This window comes from Pseudomonas sp. PA-5-4B (assembly GCF_021606215.1).
GTDB lineage: Bacteria > Pseudomonadota > Gammaproteobacteria > Pseudomonadales > Pseudomonadaceae > Aquipseudomonas > Aquipseudomonas edaphica.
The window spans coordinates 8,249-27,389 of sequence record NZ_WKDB01000039.1 but is presented as its reverse complement, the minus strand read 5'-3'; the positions used below and the strand labels follow the sequence as shown (position 1 = coordinate 27,389).

The window sequence follows — 19,141 nt, the reverse complement described above, 5'->3', positions numbered from 1 at the left end:
GTTTGCTCATGGGGATTCCAATAATGAAAAACCCTTATGCTCCCGCTTTCTGGTGTGTGCTTTTCGCACTGGTGTTGCTATCGGCTGCCTATTTCTACGGCGTCATGCTTGCCCACCAACTCGACAAGGCCATGGTGTTTCTCGATAGCGCCTGTCTGGTGATCGGCACGTTGTCCATCGGCGTGGTGGCCTGGGCGTCCTATCAAAATCAACGGGTGAAAAAAAAGCTGCTTCAACAAGGCAAGACCCGCGTGGCGATCTGGGACACCAAGGTTGCTCTGCGCCGCGTCGAAACCGTGTTCGACCGCTATTTCTGGGGCAGCTACTGGCAGCCCGGGCGTACTTTCCAGGAAGTCATGGGCGAGCTCACCGGCACGCCGCTGGAAAAAAGCCTCGAGGCCCTGAAAAAACAATGTGTGCTGCTCGACCAACAGGTCGCCGACGGTAGGCATTGGCTCAATAACGCCCGGGAATTGTCCGACGTGGCCACGCAAATGGCGCGGGAACGCTACCAGCTGGACTTCTGCGACCCCAAGGCCGATACCCCCAGCAACACAGTGATACACCGCGAGTTTGAGGTGTTGGTGTACACCTGGACCGCACGCTTGAAGAGTTTCGATCACCAACTCGATGAGGTTGAATTGGAATACTCGTGAACCAACCGCTGACCTGACCTCTCTGAAAAGCTGGGCCGTTATCGGCCGCCAGTGCTAATCTTCCCCCGTTTTCGGCGGGCTTGAGCCAACCCCTTCGGGGTTCAAGGAAGACAGCCCACTTCTCACAGGATTTGATCAGGTCACTTCATGAATAAGCCAGCAGTTGTTTTCTTGGGTTTCGTTGTCGCCGTCGGCGCCATTAGTGCAGGCGGCGCCTGGTACACCGGTAAGCAACTGGAGCCGGTGCTGCAAACCGCCATCCAGAACGCCAACAAAGAACTGCAGACCTCTATGGCCGGCGTCGATGGCACGGTGAACCTGGAGCTGGTGTCCCTGGATCGTGGCCTGTTCAGCAGCACCGCGCACTACCGCCTCAAAGGCCAAGGCAGCGTGTTCGGTGAAGAAAACCCGAACCCTGAGCTGTTGTTCGTCGACCATATCGAACACGGCCCGTTGCCGTTCTCGCGCCTGGTGACGCTGAAGTGGCTGCCGGTCATGGCCACCAGTCACTATGCGCTGGAAAAGAACGCCACCACCGAAAAATGGTTCGCCGCCAGCAAAGACGTGTCGCCGCTCAAGGGCGTGGCCAATATCGGCTACAACCGCTCGGTCGACGGCAACGTCGAATTGCTGCCGCTGGACATCAAGGACGACAAGTCTTCGGTGAGCTTCTCGGGCGCCAACCTGGACTTCGACAGCAGCGCCGAAGGCCAGAAGGTCAAGGCCAGCGGCTACATGAACAGCCTCAAGGTTGCAGTGATCGACGCCAATGGCCAGCCGCTTGAAGCCGAACTGTCCGGCCTGACCGTGGCCAGCAACCTGGAAAAATCCACCTTCGGTTTCTACACCGGGCAAAACACCGTTGAGCTGACCGACACAAAAGTCACCTTCGGCCCGCAGAAAGCCGTACTGACCCTCAAGGGCTTCGAGCAAAAAGACACCAGCGAAACCAAGGACAACAACCTGGCAGGCCGCGTTGACTACAAGATCGACGAAATCGGCTACCAGGGTAAACCTGTAGGTTCGGCCGCCATGGCCCTGAGCATGAAGAACATCGACATCCCGGCGATGCTGGTGCTGACCAAGCTCTACCAGGACAAGATGCAGCCGGTGCAAGCCGCCGCGGCTGCCGGCCAACCCGTGCCTGAGCTGCAACTGACCGAAGCCGAGCAGACCCTGGCCGAGGCCAACGTCAACCAGGTGCTGGCCGCCAAGCCGCAAGTGGCAGTGGAAAACCTGTCGCTGAAAACCACCCACGGTGAAAGCAAATTCAACCTGGTGGTAGACCTGACCAAACCCACCTCGATGGAATTGCCACCGGTTGAGCTGGGCAAGCAGGTTATCGCGCTGCTGGATGCCAACCTGACCCTGTCCAAGCCAATGATCGGCGACGTCGCTGCCCTGCAAGCGGAAGTGGGCGGTGTGACCGACCCTAAAGCCATCGAACAGCAATCACAGATGGCGGCCGAGATGGTCAGTGGCATGGCCGTTGGTACTCAGTTGGCAACCCTGGTGGGTACTGACGTGGTTTCCAAGCTGCACTACGCCAACAACGAAGTGACGTTTAATGGCCAGAAGATGACCGTGGAGCAATTCATTGGCTTTGTGATGGCCAAAGCGGGTGCGGTCAGCGGCGCGCAGTAAGATTTCTTACATCGTTAAGAAATAATTATTGGAGGCGTGGGTTTACCTGAAGCGGCAGTCAAACAACCGGCATACAGGCCGGCTGTGGCTGCTTAGCTCAGGCAAGCCTTGGCCTCCATTGGTTTTTCTGCGGTTGGATAATTCTGAACAATTGTTCTGATTTGGGCATTTCCCTACTTTCCTAAGAGATAGTTCCTACAGGAAAGCTAGGCCGGGTCACGAGACGCCGGCACCCTGATGCGTTTTGCTCAGGACCACCTATCGTTATAGCTTTCCGTGTGTAAGGAAGCTCACGATATGCTGCGAACACTACCCACCAGTGCTTCAGGCCGGTTGCGCCTGCTCGTTGGGGCCGCCTTATGCAGCCAATTGCTGACGCCCAGCCTTGCCTTCGCCGACCCAGCCTATGACGCGCTGATTATCCAGGCGCGTAACGGCAACTTCACTCCCGCGCTGACCCAATTGCGCCAACTGCCGCCTGAACGCCAGACACCTGGCCAGATCAGCGATCACCTGGTGATTGCCGGTTGGGCAGGGCAAGACGCCGAAGTGTTGAAGGTCTACGAGGCCCAAGGCAAAAATCGCAACCTCACCACCCAGGCGCTGGCCACGGTGGCGCGCACTTATCGCAACCAAAAGCAGTGGCCGCAGGCTCTGGCGGTTTACCAGCAAGCGCTGGTGCGTGAACCGGGCAATGTCGACCTGCAGCTGGGCCAGGCGCTGACCCAGGCCGACGGCGGCCAGGCCACGACGGCCGTGCAGCGCTTGCGCGCACTGGTGGCGGCGCAACCCAATGACCCCAACCGCCGCATGGCCCTGGGTTATGCGCTGACCCGCGCAGGCTTGAACTACGACGCCTTGTTCGAGTTCGACCAAGCCTTTACTCGCGCCGGTGACAAGCCTGAAGTGGTCCGCGAATACATCGTCGCCCTGCAAAAGGCCCGCCTGCCGGAGCCGGCGCTGCGCCTGTCGGCCAAACATCCGGGCCTGCTCGACGCGGTGACCCAGCGCCGCCTCGAAGGTGACCTCGCCGCCGAGCGCGTGCGCATGGCCGAGTTCGCCACCCGCACCGAAAAAGAACGCTACGTGGTTGCCGACCGCGCCCTCAATGACTACGACAAACTGCTCGCGCGCTGGACCCCGGACCCAAGTGCCCATGATGATGTGGTGCGCTGGCGCATCGACCGCCTGGGTGCCCTCAAGGCGCGGGCACGCACCGCCGATGTGATCCGCGACTACGAAACCCTCAAGGGCGAAGGCGTGCAATTGCCGACCTATGCCCTGCGTTGGGTCGCCGCGTCTTACCTCGACCAGCGCTTGCCGGAAAAAGCCGAGCCGTTGTACCGCGAGGTGATCAGCGCTGCCGATGCCGAACCCGATGATCGGGTCGAAGACACCACGGCCTTGTTCTACACCTTGCAGGAAAGCGACAAAGGCGCCGATGCGCGCGAAGTTGCCAACAGCCTCGCCACCAGCCAGAAACCTCGAGTCGAACTCAAGGGCTTGCCCATTGGTAACCCCAACGACGCCTGGATGGACGCGCAACAGCTGTCGGCCCAGGCCGGCGTCTACGGCGGTGACCTGCCGGGCAGCGAAGCCGGCCTGGACGCGTTGGTGGCCAAAGCTCCCGGCAATGTCGGCTTGCGCCTGGCCCAGGCCGACATGTACCGCGCCCGCGACCTGCCACGCCGCGCCGAGGGCATCCTCAAGGAAACCGAAGCCCAGACCCCGCGGGATATCGGCCTGGAAGTCAGCCAGGCCTACACTGCCATGGACCTGCAGGAATGGCGGCAAATGGACGTGCTCACCGATGACGTGCTGGCCCGCAACCCGGACAGCCGCCAAGTGCAGCGCCTGAGCCGTCTGCGGGATGTACACGACATGGCCGAGCTGCGCGTGGAGGCCTACACCGGAAAAAGCTACGGCGGCGGCAATAACAACAACGCCGGCGCAGTGGCCGGCAGCCGTGACTGGGGCATCGAAAGCGTGCTCTACACGCCGCCTATCGATGAAGACTGGCGCCTGTTCGCCGGTGCCGGCTACGCCACCGCCGACTTCAGCGAAGGCACCGGCCAACACCGTTGGCAGCGCGTCGGTGTGGAGCGTCGCACCCGCGACATGACCCTGGAAGCCGAAGTGTCCAACCACTCCTACGGCTATGGCTCCAAGCAGGGTGCGGCCGTGTCGATTGCCCGCGACATCAACGACAACTGGCAGTACGGCGGCAGCCTCGGCTACCTGCTGACTACCACGCCGCTGCGAGCGTTGAATGCCGATGTCACCGCCAACGGCGGCAGTGGCTTTATTCGCTGGCGCGCGAATGAAAGCCGCGAGTGGAAACTGGCCCTGAGCCCGTCCCACTTCAGCGATGGCAACAACCGCTTCGAAGCCGTACTGACTGGCCGCGAGGGCATCTACAGCGCGCCCGGCGTGCAGGTAGACCTGGGCCTGGAAGTCGGCACCAGCCACAACACCAAAGAAGACACGGTGTACTTCAACCCCAAGTCCGACTTCACCGTGTTGCCCACGGTCACGGTCAATCATGTGCTCTATCACCGCTACGAGACTCAGTGGAGTCAGCAGTTCCAGCTCGGTGCAGGTACGTACAGCCAACGGGATTATTCCACCGGTGGCGTCGGTTTGATCGGCTATGGCCAACGTTTTCGCTGGAACGATGTACTGGACGTGGGCGCCAACCTGAGCCTGATCAGCCGACCTTATGACGGTGATCGCGAACGCGATCTGCGCTTGCTCGTCGACCTCACTTACCGTTTCTAAAAGAGCCTGACCATGACCGTCCTTTGCCGTTGCTTGTTGGTCCTAGGTGTAATGCTGGCCAGTGCCTGTGCCCAGCAACCCGCGCCTTTCACTCCACCCGCCGAGCGGCCGATACTGGCCAACGAAGCGCCGTGGCCGAAAAACCATTTCCTGGGCATCGCCTACCACGATGTCGAGGATCGCGACCCCGACCAGGCGGTGGTGGCGGTGCGCACCGAGCGTTTGATCGAACAACTGGCGTGGTTGCGCGAGAACGGCTACCAGGCGGTCAGCGTCGACCAGATCCTGGCGGCACGCAACGGCGGCCCCGAGTTGCCGCCCAAAGCCATCATGCTCAGTTTCGATGACGGCTATTCCAGCTTCTACACCCGCGTGATGCCGATTCTGCGTGCCTATCACTGGCCAGCCTTGCTGGCGCCGGTGGGGTATTGGATCGATACGCCGCTCAATCAACCGGTCGACTTCGCCGGCTCGCCGCGCCCGCGTGGGGAGTTCCTCACCTGGCAGCAGATTCGTGAAGTGTCGCAGTCGGGCCTGGTGGAAATCGCCGCGCACACCGACAACAACCACAAAGGGATTTTGGCCAACCCCCAGGGCAACCTCGAGCCGGCGGCGACCAGCCTGCGCTTTGATCCGGCCACCGGTCGTTATGAAGACCAGGCCAAATTCGATGCGCGCATGCGGGCTGATGTCGCGGCGATCACTAACAAGATCCGCAGCGTGACCGGCAAGGCGCCTCGGGTGTGGGTGTGGCCTTACGGCGCCGCCAAAGGCACCTCACTGGCGATTGTCGGCGAGCAGGGCTACCAGATGGCGCTGACCCTGGAAGACGGCCTCGACAGCCTCGGCAACCTGATGAACAGCCCGCGCTTCCTGGTGGCTTCGGACCCGGACGGCGAGCATTTCGCCAATAGCATGGTGGCGGTGCAAACCCAGGCACCGCTGCGGGTGCTGCACGTGGACCTCGACAACGTTTACGACCCCGACCCGGCCCAACAAGCGCGCAACCTCGACCAGCTTGTACAGCGTGTGGTGGACATGGGCGCGGGCACTGTATTCCTGCAAGCCTTCGCCGACCCCAAAGGCGACGGCCTGGTGCACTCGCTGTACTTCCCTAACCGCCACTTGCCGGTGCGCGCCGACCTGTTCAACCGCGTCTCCTGGCAGTTGCACACCCGTGCCCACGCGGCTGTGTATGCCTGGATGCCGGTGCTGAGTTTCGCCCTCGACCCCAAGCTGCCGCGTGTGACCCGCTGGGACCCGCAAACCGGCCAGGTCGGCACCGACCCGGACCAATACAAACGTTTGTCGCCGTTCGACCCGCAGGTGCGCAAGATCATCGGCGAGATCTATGAAGACCTGGCGCGCAACAATGCCATCGACGGTGTGCTGTACCACGACGACGCCGTGCTTTCCGACTTCGAAGACGCCAGCCCCGCTGCGCTCAAGGCTTATGCTGCCAACGGCCTGCCGGGCAGCATTGCCGCGCTGCGTGCAGACCCTGCAGTGATGCAACGCTGGACGCGCTTCAAGAGCCGCTACCTGATCGACTTCACCAACGAGCTGACCGCCAAGGTTCGCGCCATCGGTGGTCCACAAGTGGCGACCGCACGCAATATCTTTGCCGAGCCGATGCTCAACCCGGCCAGCGAAGCCTGGTTCGCGCAGAACCTCGACGACTTCCTCCAGGCCTACGACTGGACTGCGCCCATGGCCATGCCATTGATGGAAGGCCAGGAGCTGAAAACCTCCAACGCCTGGCTGGAAAAACTCGTCGCCACGGTCAAGGCGCGCCCCGGCGCGCTGGAAAAAACCGTGTTCGAGCTGCAAGCCAAAGACTGGCGGACCAAAGAAGCGCCGGATATCAAGGGCGCGCAGATGGCCGAATGGATGGGCGTGCTCAAACGCCAGGGGGTCAAGAGCTTTGGCTACTACCCGGATAACTTCCTGGAAAATTCGCCGGACCTGAAGACAGTTCGTCCGGCCCTTTCCAACCAGTGGAACCCTTGATCATGTTCGACAGAATCCTGGCTTTATTCGTGTTGGCGTTGGTGTTGGGTGTGCCCCTGGGCCTGATCTTCCTGGTCACCGGGCAGTTCCTGATGGACTTCGTGTTTTTCTACCCACTGTTCATGTCGGCGCTGTGGATCGCCGGCGGGCTGTACTTCTGGCTGCACTGGGAGCGGCATTGGCCGTGGAAGGAAGACACGCCGGCGCCGACCCTGGCCGGCAACCCGCTGATCTCGATCATCATCCCTTGCTACAACGAGGGCGATAACGCCGCCGACACCATTCATGCGGCCCTGAACCAGCTGTACCCGAATATCGAAGTCATCGCCGTCAACGACGGTTCCAAGGACAACACCGCTGCCGTGCTCGACGCCCTGGCCTTGCAACACCCACGCCTGCGTGTGCTGCACCTGGCGCAAAACCAGGGCAAGGCCGTGGCCTTGCGCATGGGCGCCGTGGCGGCGCGCAGTGAGTACCTGGTGTGCATCGACGGCGATGCCTTGCTCGACAAAAACGCAGCGGCCTACATGGTCGCGCCGATGCTCGACAACCCGCGCCTGGGCGCCGTGACCGGCAACCCACGCATCCGCACGCGTTCAACCTTGATCGGCCGGGTGCAGGTGGGCGAGTTCTCCTCGATTATCGGCTTGATCAAGCGCACCCAGCGCGTGTTCGGGCGGATCTTCACGGTGTCGGGTGTGGTGGTGGCGTTTCGCAAGAAGGCGCTGGACCGCATCGACTACTGGTCCACCGACATGATCACCGAAGACATCGACGTGAGTTGGAAGCTGCAACTGGACCACTGGGCGATCTTCTACGAGCCTCGTGCCCTGTGCTGGATCCTCATGCCCGAAACCGTAGGCGGCCTGTGGAAACAGCGCCTGCGTTGGGCCCAGGGCGGCGCCGAGGTGCTGTTCAAGAACATCCGAGGCATCTGGCAATGGCGCCATCGCTACCTGTGGCCACTGCTGTTCGAGTACTGCCTGTCCACCGGCTGGGCCTTCACCTTCCTGCTCTCGGTGATCTTCTGGGGCGTGGGCAAGTTCGTGGTACTGCCGCAGGCGATTGCCGTGGATTCCCTGGTGCCACCGGCCTTTACCGGGCTGGTATTGGCAATGGTGTGCCTGCTGCAGTTCGCGGTGAGCATCCTGATCGACCGGCGCTATGAAAAGGACCTGTGGAAAACCCTGTTCTGGACCGTGTGGTACCCGATGGTGTTCTGGCTGGTCAGCCTGCTCACCACCCTGGTCAGCTTTCCCAAGGTGCTGTTCAACCAGCACCAGAAACGCGCGCGCTGGGTCAGCCCGGACCGCGGCATCAAACCCAGTGAAGAGGAGGCGTGACCATGAAGCTGGTCAGAACTCGCCAAAACACCGTGATGTGGATCATCGACGTGCTGCTGACGCTGCTGGCGTGGGGCGGGCTGATCTGGCTGCTCGCGCGTGGTATCGGCGCCATGTTGGAAACCCATGGCGGCCCACGTATTGAGGCGCCGATTTTCGCCGCGCTCAACACCTTGCAGATCTACCTGTGGATCGCCTTGTTCAACGCAGTGATCCTGATCAGTTGGGCGCGCTATCAGCAACGCCGTGGGCGCAAGTTCGCCCAGCGCCGCGCCGAAGCCAATGCGCTGAGCGACAAAAACCTGAGTGAGAGTTTCAATTTGGGCGACGGCCACCTGGAGCAGTTTCGCAAGCCGGGCGTGCTGGTGATCCACAACGACGAAGACGGCGGTGTCGAGGATGTGAAGTCCCACGTCTCCCGCGACGTGGAGCGCCCCGGCCTGACCCTGGTGCCCGGCGCGGAAAAAGGCAAAGACGCCGTCTAGAAAATCCAAAGACACCAAAGCTCCCACATTCCATCTGCGTCGCTTGGAATTCCGATAAATGGGATCCAATTCACAAAAACACCGCGAACTTTTCGCTATTCCCCTGTACTAACCTAACTCGGCAAGTAGTTGATGGCTAAATAATGGCATTTGCTAAATTGTTTGCCGAATTAATATCAAAAGAGTTGCCGCTGGTCGGAATAAAACTTCTAACGGCCACCATTATCTCTTTGTGATAACTCTTTATTGTTAATAATCAATGTGTTGCGGATGTAATAAGCACGAATGTGCAACTGTCCCGGTTTCTTGGGCCAGCGCTAGTTCGATGGTAGTTTGCCGCCCCTTGATTTTCGATGGATCGAACATGTCTTTTTTATCGCCACGGACTCGGTACTTGCTGTGCACTTTCATGCTCGCCTGCCTGAGCCTGAATACGGCCACCGCCGCCCCCACGCCTGGGGATCAAGACCTGATCCGCGATCGGCAAAACCGCCTGCTGGAAGAGCAAAGCCGGCGCCTGCAAGAGCTTCAGGACCTGCCCGGCAAAGAAGCCAAGCCACAGGCACCGGCTACGCCTGCCGACACCCGCTGCTTCCCGATCAAAGACATCGAACTCAAAGGCGCCGACAGCCTGCCTGCCGGCGACCGCACGCTGCTGCTCAAACCCTATGTAGGCCAATGCCTGGGCGTCTCGCAGCTCAATGAGTTGCTCAAGGTCATCACCGACTATTACATCGCCAAAGGCCGCGTCACCAGCCGCGCCTACTTGCCGCAACAAGACCTCTCCAGCGGCCATCTGCAGGTGTTGGTGGTCGAAGGCAAACTCGAAGCGGTGCGCAGCGCCGAAGGCAGCAACGTCACCGAGCGTGAACTGGCCATGGCGTTTCCCGGCAAAGTCGGTGAGGCGCTGAACCTGCGCGAGGTCGAGCAACTGGTGGACCAGCTCAACCGGTTGCCGTCCAAACAGGCGCAAATGGAGCTGACGCCCGGCAAGCAAGTGGGCGGCAGCGACGTGGTGGTCAAGAACACCCCGCAAAAGCCCTGGCGCGCCAGCCTGTCGCGCAACAACGACGGGCAACGCAGCACCGGCGAACAGCAATGGGGCGCGGGCCTGGAGTGGGACAGCCCGCTCGGCCTGGCTGACCAACTGGTGCTGCGCGGTGGCCACGACGCGATCAGCGACCACCAGAAAACCTCGAAAAACACCCTGCTCTATTACAACGTGCCGTGGGGCTGGTGGAACTTCACCTACACCTACAGCGAGAGCGATTACCGCGCCCTCGGCTATACCGACACCTTCAAATTCAAGCAATCGGGCGACAACCAGAACCACCAGTTGCGCGCCGAACGTGTGATCCACCGCGATGACGTCAGCAAAACCTCGCTCAACGTCGGCCTGGCTCACCTGCGCACCAACAACTACATCAACGACGCCCAGCTCGAAATCAGCAGCAACCGCCTCAGTGAGTTGCAGTTTGGTATCAACCACGGCCGGCGCATCGGCAATGCCTTCGTCAACATCGACCTCGGCGTGCAGAACGGCATCGGCGCCTTTGACGCCCAGCGTGACGACCAGCACCGCGACCAGTTCGGCAACCTCACGCCCACCCCGGATTACCGTAAATACACTGCCACGGTCAGCTATTTGCAGCCGTTTCGCCTGTGGGGCGAGTCGTTCAGTTTCACCAGCCTGGCCACCGGTCAACGCAGTGAAGACGTGCTGTTCTCGCCGCAGCGCATCAGCCTCGGCGGCTCGTCGTCGGTGCGCGGTTTGAAGGACCAGCAACTGTCTGGCGACAGCGGCGGCTACTGGCGCAACGAAGTGCGCTGGGCGCGCCCGGTCACCCTGGAATGGCTGCGCCCGGCCTTCGCCGAATACGGCACCAGCCTCGGTTACGACCAGGGCGTGATCCGCAACGACCGTTACAACGGCGACAACCACGGCCGCGTTTCAAGCAACTCCGTGGAACTGTTCGCCCGTGGCAAATACGTCAGCACCAGTGTGACCTTTGCCCACTCGTTAGAAAGACCTGGAGTGGTGACGGAGCGTGAAGCGCCGATCTACTTCCGCATGGATTTCTTCCTGTAATTCAACGCCCCGCTGCAACGAGAATTTGACCATGGATGTTCGCCACTTTGCCTTTCTGGCCCGCCAACCTTCTGCTGCCTTGAAGCGCCGCGACGCGTTCTTCGGCCTGCCCAAGCGCGGCCTGGTGCTGATCCTGGTCAACGCGCTGTTCTGGCAGCCGTTGCTGGCCCAGGCCGAAGGCATTGTGGTGAGCAACCCGGCCACCAGCGTCGGCCAGGCCGGCAATGGCGTGCCGGTGGTGAACATCGCCACCCCTAATGGCAGTGGCTTGTCCCATAACCAGTTCAAGGACTACAACGTCGGCCCCAACGGCGTGATCCTCAACAACGCCACTGGCGCGCTGCAGAACACCCAGCTGGGCGGTTACATCGTCGGCAACCCCAACCTCAAGGGCGGCGCGGCCAACGTTATCCTCAACGAAGTCAACGGCGGCAGCCCGAGCCAGCTGCACGGTTACACCGAAGTAGCGGGGCAGTCGGCCAAAGTCATCGTCGCCAACCCTTACGGCATCACGTGCAGCGGCTGCGGGTTTATCAACACGCCCAACGTGACCCTGACCACCGGCAAGCCGATGATGGACAACGTCGGTCGCCTGGACCACTACCAGGTTGACGGCGGCGCCGTGACCATCGACGGCGAAGGCCTGAACGCCAGCAACGTCGACCGCTTCGAAATCATTACCCGCACGGCCAAGATCAACGCGCAGATCAACGCCCGTGAACTGGCCGTGGTCGCCGGGCGCAACGACGTCGACGCCAAAAGCCTGAAAGCCACCGCCCGTGCCGACGACGGCAGCGCCAAGCCCGAGCTGGCCATCGACTCCAGCGCCTTGGGCGGCATGTACGCCGGTGCGATCAAACTGGTGGGCACCGAAGCCGGTGTGGGCGTGAAGCTCGACGGCACGTTGGCGGCCAGTGGTGGTGATATCCAGCTCGATGCCAATGGGCATTTGAGCATGGCGCAGACGTCGACCACCGGTAACATCAAAGTCACCGCGCAAAACGTCAACCTCACTGACAAGGTCTACGCCACGGGCAACGTACAGGTCACCAGCGCCCAAGCCCTGGTGAACCAGCGAAGCGTGGCCGCCGGCCAGCGCATTGAACTCAACGCAGCCACCGTCACCAACCCCGGCATCATCGAAGCCGGTGTGGCCGCGGATAACAGCCGTAACACCAGCGGCGACCTAGTGGTGAACGCGCAAATCCTCAACACCAGCGGCAACCTGCTGGCCAGCCGCGACTTGGCGATCACTGCCGCGCAAGCGCTGACCAACCAGGGCGCGATCATTCAGGGTAATACCGTCAGCGTCAGCACCGCCAACCTGACTAACCAAGGCACCACGGCACGCCTGTACGGCGAGCAAAACCTGGCGATCAGCGCACCGGCCATCGCCAACCTCGGCGGCCTGATTCGCTTCGGTGAAGGCCAGGCCGCAACCGTCGACAGCGCCTCCCTGGACAACCGCCAGGGCCGCATCGAAATGGCCGGCGGCAGCCTGGTGCTGACCAGCGCCGAGCTCAACAACAGCGGCGGGCAAGTCATCGCCAACAACCTGACCGTCAACGCAGGCAACCTGAACAACCAGAACGGTGTGCTGGTGGCCGGTGCGCTCACGGTGAATGCCGGCGACCTCGACAACAGCCTCAAGGGCTTGATCCAGGCCGACAATGGCGCGCTCAACCTGAGCGTCGCCAATGCCTTCAACAACAGCCAGGGGTTCGCCCAGGCCAGCACCGACCTGACCGTCAACGCGGGCAGCCTCAGCAGCAATGCCAACGGCGTGCTGAGCGCCAACACCGGCAAGTTGACGCTTGCCACCGCGCAACAGCTCAACAACGCCCAAGGCCGCTTGCAGGCCGGGCAGGGCGATGTTGCGCTGCACGCGGCAAACCTGGATAACCAAAGCGGCGTGATCGTCGGCAAGCAACTGCTGCTCGACGTGAACGGCGGTGCCATCGACAACCGCGCCGGGCGCGTGGTGGGTGACGCTCTCGACGTGCGCGCCTCAGGCCTGGACAACCGCAACGCCGGCCTGCTGGCCGGTGGCGCGCAGGGCGTGAGCCTGCTGCTCAAAGGCCCGGGCCAATTGCTCAACGCCCAAGGCCGTATCCAGAGCGAAGGCCAGCTGCAACTGCAAGGCGAGCGCCTGGACAACAGCGCGGGCATCCTCATCGGCACGTCGGTTGACGTCACCGCGCAGACCCTCAACAACAGCGACAAAGGTTCGCTGGTCAGCAATGGCGGTGACGTGACCCTCAACGTCAGCGATCTGCTCACCAACGCTGGCGGTGTGATCGACGCGGGCGAACGCAGCGTGCTGGTCAAAGCTCTCACCACCCTAAACAACAGCGGCGGCACCCTACGCGGCAAGCGCGTGGACATCGCGGCGCAGTACCTCAACAACGACGCCGGCCAACTGCTGGCCGGCAACCAGGGCCTGAGCTACAGCGGCCAGGACCTGAGCAACCGCAAAGGCTTGATCCTCAGCGGCGGCGCCCACACTCAACTCGACACCGCCAGCCTAGATAACCTCGGCGGCACCGTGCAAGGCGACACCCTGACCGTCAATGCCAATACGCTGGATAACAGTAGCGGCGGCTTGATGGCCAGCCTGCTCGGCAACCTGCAATTGACTGTCGAAGCCCTGGCCAACCGTGGCGGCAAACTCTTCGGTAAAGAACAAGTGGCGATCACCGGCGCCACGCTCGACAACAGTGGCAATGGCCAGATCAGCGGCAACCAGATCAGCCTGGCCTCACGCGACACGCTCACCAACCGAGGCGGTCTGATCGAGGCCAACCAGGGCCTGACCCTCAACGGCGGCAACCTCGACAACAGCGCAGGCGGGCAACTGCGCGCGCTGGGCGGCGCCAACAGCAGCCTCAACTTCAGTGGCAGCCTCAACAACCAGAACGGCACGCTGGAATCCGGCAGCGGCGCGTTCAGCCTCGACGCCACGCAACTGAACAACCAAGGCGGCCAGTTGCAACACGCGGGCACGGGACTATTCCGCATCAACACCGCCAGCCTCACCGGCAGCCAGGGCACCATCAATGGCCTGGGCACCGCTGACTGGGCGTTTGGCAACGTCGATGGCCTGGGCCGCGTGCAACTCAACGAATCCCTCACTTACCGAAGCGCCCAAGGCCTGACCCTCAAGGCTGGCGACCGCATGGCCAGCAGCAAGGGCTTGACCCTCGACATGGCCAGCCTTAACAACGACGGCGAACTGCTCAGCGACGGCAACGTGAGCATCACCCTGAGCGGCGACCTGAGCAACAACGGCCGCATTGCCACCCAGCAAAACCTCAGCGTGACGGCCAACAACCTCAGCCAGAATGGCGGCCGCCTGGCGGGCAACACCACCCAGATCAAACTGAGCGGCACCCTCGACAACCTCGGCTTCCTCACTGCGCGTCAGCAGCTGGACATTGCGGCGGCACAAATCGGCAACCGTGGCACGCTGGGTGCCCAGGGCGCGGTGAACCTCAGCGCCGTCAACGGCATTACCAATGGCGCCGATTCGCTGTTGTTCAGCGGCGGCGACATGACGTTGCGCGGTAATGGTTTTAGCAACCTGTATGGCGACGTCTACAGCAAGGGCAACTTGAGCTTTGCGGCGGTGGATGGCGGCAAGGCGGTGCTGTTCAGCAACCGCTCCGGCACCGTAGAAAGCGAAGGTTCCATCGGCATCAACGCCGGCTTTATCGAGAACGCCAAAGACGCATTTGAGCTGGGCCAAACCCTCACCACCGGCAGCCTGGCCTGGGTGTGTATGCAGCACTGCGGTGAGGACGACAATTGGCGGCGCGGTGAAATCACCATCAACGAGACTTACCTTGAAACGGCAACCAAGGATTCGGCCTCGGCGCGGCTCGTCGCCGGCAAGGACATGGTGCTGCAAGGCGACAACGTGCAGAACCGCTACAGCCTGCTGGCCGCCAATGGCGACCTGAGCATCACCGCTGGCGACTTGCTCAACCAGGGCGCCGGCACGCGCACCGGGCAACGCAAACTCGTGATCAACACCCCAGGGCATGTGAACGATCACGTGTGGGAGGGCATGGAATACATCGACGTGCCTGCGTTCAATGCCGCCACCGCCGCCGGCAACTTCGACAAGGCGCGTTTTGAAGAGCTCAAAAACCGCTCGCCAAACGTGCGGCCCTTCTCCTACACAAGCGATGTCACCACCTGGACCGACAACGGCGGCCCAGGCTACGCCGCCACGATGCAAGCCGGCGGCACCGTTAACCTCAACGTCGTACGCACCCTGCAAAACGGCACGCTGCATAACAACACCCTGGCTCAGCTGACTGGCACTCTTGGCGATGACCAGACCGGCATCCCCGTCGGCGGCATCAACATCAACCTGAGCAAACATGCCAACGACCCGAGCGCCCAAGCCGCCGGCAGCGTATTGCCGGTTGCCGTCGTCGCCCCCGGTGGTGGCTTCTTACCCGTGGACTACACCGGCACGCCGTTCGCCCCGGTCGACCCCACTACCGCCCCGAACTTCCAGCTGCCCAAGGGCGAGTACGGCCTGTTCGTCAAAAACCCCGACCCGACCAGCCACTACCTGATCGAGACCAACCCGGAATTTGCCACCACCTCGGGCTTCTTCAGTTCCGACTACATGCTCGGCAAACTCGGCTTCACCGATGACAACGCCTGGCGCCGTCTGGGTGATGGCCAATACGAGAGCCGCCTGATCCGTGACGCCGTGCTCGCGCAAACCGGCCAACGCTTCCTTGCCGGCGGCCTCTACAGCGACGCCGACCAATTCCGCTACCTGATGGACAACGGCCTCGCCAGCAAAGACGCCCTGCGCCTGAGCGTCGGTGTGACGCTCACCAGCCAGCAAGTCGGCGCCCTGACCCACGACATCGTGTGGATGGAAAACCGCGTGGTCGATGGCCAAACCGTCCTGGTGCCGGTGCTCTACCTGGCCCAGGCCGAATCGCGCAACGTGCGCGGCAACAGCCTGATCCAGGGCCGTGACCTCAACCTGGTCACCGGTGGCGACCTGGTCAACGTCGGTACCCTGCGCGCCAGCAACAACCTCTCCGCCGTCAGCAGCGGCAGCATTTACAACGGCGGCCTGATGGAAGCCGGTAACAACCTGAGCCTGCTGGCCCAGGACAGTATCCGCAACGCCATGGGCGGTGAAGTTCGTGGCAGCCAAGTCAGCCTCGCCACCCTCAAGGGCGACATCACCAACGACAACACCGCGATCCAAGTGCGTGAAGGCGTGGGCATGCGCACCCTCACCGACGCCAGCGCCGGCAGCATCGTCACTCGCCAAAACCTCGCCATTGACGCTGGCCGCGACCTCACCAACCGAGGTGCACTCACCGCCGGCAAAGACGCCAACCTGACCGCCGGCCGCGACCTCAACCTCGTCGCCGTCAGCGACACCAGCGTGATACACAAAACCATCGACGGCGGCGAAAAATCCACCATTACCACTGACGTGAAAAACCTCGCCGCCACCGTTACGGCAGGCGGCAACCTCAACATGCAGGCCGGGCAAGACGTCAACATTATCGGCAGCACCGCCACAGCTGGCAAAGACCTGAACATTCAGGCCGGGCGCGATCTTAACGTCGCCTCCGTCAGTGACATGCACAACGTCGAAGGCAAAGAAAAAGACGGCAAAAAACGCATCAAGACGGCGGACGAGCAAACCACGCAGCTGGCCAGTGTGCTGACGGCGGGCGCGGATTTTAAGAGCCAGGCCGGGCGCGACACCACGCTAGTGGCGAGCAAGATCAGTGCGGGGAATGAGGCGTATCTGTACAGCGGGGATAAGTTGAACCTGCTGGCGGCGCAGAACAGCACCTACACTCTCTACGACATGAAGGAGAACGGCGGTTGGGGGGCGAAGAAGACCAAGCGTGATGAAGTTTCTCGCGTCACAAACGTGGGAACTGAGATCAAGACAGGTGGCGACCTGATTCTCAAAAGTGGCGGTGATCAGACCTATCAACTCGCTAAGCTTCAGAGTGGCAAGGACCTAACACTGGATAGTGGAGGGGTTATCACCTTTGAAGCCGTTAAGGACCTGCATCAGGAGAGTCACGAGAAGAGCAAAAACAGCTTGGTTTGGACCAGTGCCAAGGGTAGGGGCAATACCGACGAGACGCTGCGCCAGAGTGAGTTGGTTGCGCAAGGGAAGGTTGTTATCAATGCGGTGGACGGCTTGAAGATTGACGTCACGCATGTAGATCAACAAACAGTCAGTCAGGCCATCGATGCGATGGTAAAGGCGGATCCACAGTTGGCCTGGTTGAAAGAAGCCGAAAAGCGTGGGGATGTCGATTGGAGAAGGGTTCAAGAAGTCCACGATAGCTTCAAGTATGACAATTCCAGTCTGGGGGGAGGCGCGGCGTTGGTGATTGCCATCATCGTCACGTATTTCACCTGGGGAGCGGGCGCAGGCCTCGTGGGGGCGGCCTCCTCAACTACAACCGGACTTGCCGCTAACTCTGTTGTTACTGCCGTGGCAGTAAAAGGTGCAACCAGCACGATTAATAACAGAGGGAATCTCGGTGATATCGCTAAGGACGTCACTTCCGGCGAGAGCCTTAAAGGCTACGCGATTGCGGGGTTGAGCGGTGCAATCGCTAAGTTTGCGGGCGTTACAGGCAGCCTGACGGCATCAGACTTAGGTCGACAGCTGGCCGTCAATTCTGCATTGAGAACAGTAACGAGCGGCGGCAGCTTTACTAAAAATGTGGGTCAGGCAGCCATTGATCTAACCGCCAGCGTTCTTTCCGGAATGATTTATGAACGTGTCGGTACCGAATTAAGCGGAACAGGGCTAAGCACCAAAGTGGCGGTGCATGCCATTGTGGGCGGGTTGATCGCGGAGGCCGCAGGCGGCGATTTTGCAGCGGGCGCGATTGCGGCCGGTGCGAACAAGGCGCTCATACAAACATTCGGCGCTGAGATGTTTCCAGGCGAAGCGCATGATCGCGTTCTTGCGATGACCTCACAATTAATCGGAATGACGGCTGCGGCAGGATTAGGGGGTACTGCGAAAGATCAGGAAGTGGCTGGGTGGGTCGCGCAGCAAGGTACTGTTTATAACTACCTTGAACATTCGGATGTAAAGTCTTTCGCGGCAGACATGAACGGCTGTGGCAAGGACACTCAGTGTCAGGAAAATAAATGGAATAAAGAACGTTATAATGAGGAAAGTATTTATAACACAGAGCATGCGCTTGGTATTAGCAGCGCGATGTTCGCCAAAGACAAGCTCCCAGGCGTAGTCGTCGCGCTGGATGAGCTGATGTCTATCGAGTGCCAGACAGATGTCTGTGAGGGATACAAAACCGAACTAATAAGTCGTTCTGTGCTCGTGGCCGGCCATTTGGCGAAACAGATTGCAGACTGGGGCCCGTCCATGGATAGGCTGTCGTTATTAAATGGTGCTGCAACCGGTGGTGGTAAAGTCGAATCGAGGACACGTTTGCCGGGGGAGGTCGACCCAGCGGGTTTGGTTCAGCTTGAAAAGGCGATCAAGTATTTAAGGGACAATAAAGGCCCGTCTGGCTTGATTTCCGGAGAGACAAAAGTTGTCGGTACCGGCAAATCGGCCGCAAACGACGCGAGCTACAGTATTCCCAAAGGATATACGCAGGGCAACGATGGGACTGTGACAGGGCCAGGCGGTGGGCTTTACAAGGCTACCGGAACATTGGATGGCAATGGCAATCAGATTTACCTGGGCAGTAATGGCAACTACTACACCTTGACGAGCGAGCGATCAACGCGAATTGTTTCACCTAATCCGTCGTCTGACATCGGAGCAACAGGCAAGATAGGAGAAGACCTGCTCAGGCCGCTGGGTGGCCAGTCTCAAGTGACCTTTCAAACGACACAAGGAGCCCGAGTTGTCGACCAGTTAGCCCCCGGCAACATGGCTCATGAGTCCAAGGTGGGTTACACGTCGCTGGACGCCAATACCGCCCTTCAAGTCGCGAAAGATGCAGAGTTGCTAAGACGCGGTTTAGTCAATGGCGTAACATGGAACTTTTTCAAGAGCCCTGTTACGGGCCGCGTTGGCCCTGCGGCAGCACTAGAAAAGGCACTGACCGAGGCGGGCATTAAGATAAAGGTGCATTAATA

At 60.9% G+C, this 19,141-nt stretch carries 8 protein-coding genes; all 8 read left to right on the top strand.

Features of this window, described 5'->3' with window-relative positions; all coding sequences use genetic code 11:
* Window positions 1–23: 23 nt before the first annotated feature.
* On the top strand, window positions 24–656 hold the full coding sequence (locus GIW28_RS19255; protein WP_026013660.1) for a hypothetical protein: 633 nt from the start codon (window positions 24–26) through the stop codon (window positions 654–656).
* A gap of 147 nt (window positions 657–803) precedes the next feature.
* Window positions 804–2,300: a YdgA family protein gene (locus GIW28_RS19250; protein WP_017136594.1), complete on the top strand. Its 1,497-nt coding sequence runs from the start codon at window positions 804–806 to the stop codon at window positions 2,298–2,300.
* A 297-nt stretch (window positions 2,301–2,597) separates the two neighbouring features.
* Window positions 2,598–5,078, top strand: a complete 2,481-nt coding sequence (pgaA, locus tag GIW28_RS19245; RefSeq protein WP_099549574.1) for a poly-beta-1,6 N-acetyl-D-glucosamine export porin PgaA — start codon at window positions 2,598–2,600, stop codon at window positions 5,076–5,078.
* Between the two features lie 12 nt (window positions 5,079–5,090).
* Window positions 5,091–7,088, top strand: coding sequence for a poly-beta-1,6-N-acetyl-D-glucosamine N-deacetylase PgaB (gene pgaB / locus GIW28_RS19240; RefSeq protein WP_138449396.1), 1,998 nt, complete (start codon window positions 5,091–5,093; stop codon window positions 7,086–7,088).
* Window positions 7,089–7,090: 2 nt separating this feature from the next.
* On the top strand, window positions 7,091–8,431 hold the full coding sequence (pgaC, locus tag GIW28_RS19235; protein ID WP_017136591.1) for a poly-beta-1,6-N-acetyl-D-glucosamine synthase: 1,341 nt from the start codon (window positions 7,091–7,093) through the stop codon (window positions 8,429–8,431).
* Window positions 8,432–8,433: 2 nt separating this feature from the next.
* The gene (gene pgaD, locus GIW28_RS19230; protein WP_017136590.1) at window positions 8,434–8,916 is read left to right on the top strand and encodes a poly-beta-1,6-N-acetyl-D-glucosamine biosynthesis protein PgaD; all 483 of its coding nucleotides are present in this window, start codon (window positions 8,434–8,436) and stop codon (window positions 8,914–8,916) included.
* A 364-nt stretch (window positions 8,917–9,280) separates the two neighbouring features.
* Window positions 9,281–11,005: a ShlB/FhaC/HecB family hemolysin secretion/activation protein gene (locus GIW28_RS19225; protein ID WP_272912868.1), complete on the top strand. Its 1,725-nt coding sequence runs from the start codon at window positions 9,281–9,283 to the stop codon at window positions 11,003–11,005.
* 31 nt (window positions 11,006–11,036) lie between these two features.
* Window positions 11,037–19,139 (top strand): two-partner secretion domain-containing protein, encoded by an 8,103-nt coding sequence (locus tag GIW28_RS19220; RefSeq protein WP_236445938.1) that lies wholly within the window; start codon window positions 11,037–11,039, stop codon window positions 19,137–19,139.
* Window positions 19,140–19,141: the final 2 nt, after the last annotated feature.